This is a genomic window from Priestia filamentosa (assembly GCF_900177535.1).
Classification (GTDB): Bacteria; Bacillota; Bacilli; order Bacillales; family Bacillaceae_H; genus Bacillus_I; species Bacillus_I filamentosa.
This window is the reverse complement of record NZ_FXAJ01000030.1, coordinates 1-1,591: the sequence shown is the minus strand read 5'-3', so window position 1 is coordinate 1,591 and position 1,591 is coordinate 1. Positions and strand designations below refer to the sequence as shown.

The 1,591-nt window shown below is 41.0% G+C and carries 1 protein-coding gene; it reads left to right on the top strand.

Going from position 1 to position 1,591, the window contains the following annotated elements:
• On the top strand, positions 1-1,486 hold a 1,486-nt coding region (gene ltrA / locus B9N79_RS25725; RefSeq protein WP_085119484.1), incomplete at its 5' end, for a group II intron reverse transcriptase/maturase.
• Between the last annotated feature and the right edge of the window lie 105 nt (positions 1,487-1,591).

Here is a 1,591-nt window from a genome sequence, read left to right as displayed (position 1 = left end):
CCGGAGTAAAGCAAATCTACTACTTTCCATTCGCAGAGTGACGCAACAAAATACAGGCAAGCGAACACCTGGTGCAGATGGCTATACAGCCTTAAAACCAAACGAACGTATCAACCTATATCGACAACTGCTAAAACGTAATGTCCTTCAGCATCGCCCAAAGCCGGCGAAACGAACGTTTATCGCTAAGAAAAATGGGAAACTAAGACCTCTCGGTATTCCGACGATACGAGATCGAGTGTATCAAAATGTCGTAAAGAACGCACTAGAACCGCAATGGGAAGTCAGATTCGAACCCACTTCCTATGGTTTTCGTCCTAAAAGAAGTACACACGATGCAATAAGTAATCTCTTTAACAAGCTTAACACGAATAGTAAGAAAAAATGGGTGTTTGAGGGGGATTTCCTAGGATGCTTCGACCATCTTAACCACAATTGGATAGTAGAACAAATCTCTATGTTTCCAGGAAACACTCTCATGAGAAGATGGCTCAAAATGGGATACATAGAGCAGGATATGTTTCATAAAACAACAGAGGGAACTCCTCAGGGAAGTATTGTGTCTCCTCTTTTAGCCAACATCGCGTTATGTGGAATGGAAGAAGAAATCGGTATTGTTTACAAACAGACATACAAACCAAGTGGAGGATATAAAATCGACCCGAAATGCAAAATAGGACGCGTTCTTTATGCAGATGACTTCGTCATCGTAACGGAAACGAAGGAAGATGCTGAAAGCATGTATGGGGAACTCGCTCCTTACTTACAAAAGCGAGGAATTACACTTAGCAAAGAGAAAACTAGAGTTACACATATCGAGAACGGGTTTGATTTTCTCGGCTTCTCGCTGCGTCAATACAAGACGGAACAAGGCAATAAGCTACTAATCAAACCTAGCAGAGACAGTATCAAAAAGGCAAAGGGTAAGATAAAAGATACGTTCGCAGTGATGAGAGGACGACCAGTAAAAGAATTGATACGTGTTCTAAACCCAATTATTCGTGGTTACGGACAGTATTGGAAACATGTCGTTTCAAAAAAGACGTTTGGATATATGGACAACTATGTTTTCTTCAAAATAACGAAACATCTTAAACGACTGCATCCAAAGAAGTCGTGGAAATGGATTACCAAACGTTATTTTAAGAAACCCAACCACGGAGGGAATGATAAATGGACTCTCACATGTCCACTTACTAACATTCAATTGTTAAAGATGTCCTGGATTAAGATAGAACGGCATGTCATGGTAGCCTATAAAAACAGCCCAGATGATCCGAGTCTAAGAGAGTATTGGGAAAAGCGAGACCGTAAGGTCTTTAATAGTGAAAATACATTGGATAGGATGAAACTCGCAAGAAAACAAGGATACCGTTGTGTATTGTGCAAGCAGACTCTACAAAATGGAGAGAAAGTTACAGTGCGAAACCTAGAGGTTTCTACAGATAAATTTGCTAAATTAGTACATGTACCATGTATTAAATAAATAAGTTGTTCGGATAAAAAGAAGGCTTGAGCCGTATGACGGGAAATCTGTCACGTACGGTTCTTAGGGGGGCGGGCGCTCGTGAGAGTGCCTGCCTACCCGACT